A 296-nucleotide genomic window follows, 5' to 3' on the forward strand; every position below is an offset into this window, starting at 1 on the left:
ACCGGCCGGCGAAGCCCGTGCCGCCGTGGTCGCCGACCTGTCGCTCGACGAGGCTGAGCGGGTACTGGAAGCCGCTGTCGATTCCAACGCGCGCTTGATGAGCGACGAATGGAAGGCGTTCGTCGCCATCGGGAGCGCATTCGGTGCGCACGATACGATCCGCCATTCCCAGCGCGAGTATGTTCGCGGCAGCGTGCATGCCAACTCGGCCGAGGGCTTCACCGATCGTGTCCGGCGCACGATCGCCGGCGTCTTCCATCACATCAGCCCCGACCATGCCGACCTGTACTTTGGCG

At 66.2% G+C, this 296-nt stretch carries 1 protein-coding gene; it reads left to right on the forward strand.

Translation table 11 applies throughout. The features are described from left to right. Positions 1–296 (forward strand): transposase (locus HL658_RS35605; protein WP_180287737.1); only part of this gene is annotated, 296 nt, incomplete at both ends.

Source organism: Azospirillum oleiclasticum (genome assembly GCF_013423485.1).
In the GTDB taxonomy this organism is placed as follows: domain Bacteria; phylum Pseudomonadota; class Alphaproteobacteria; order Azospirillales; family Azospirillaceae; genus Azospirillum; species Azospirillum oleiclasticum.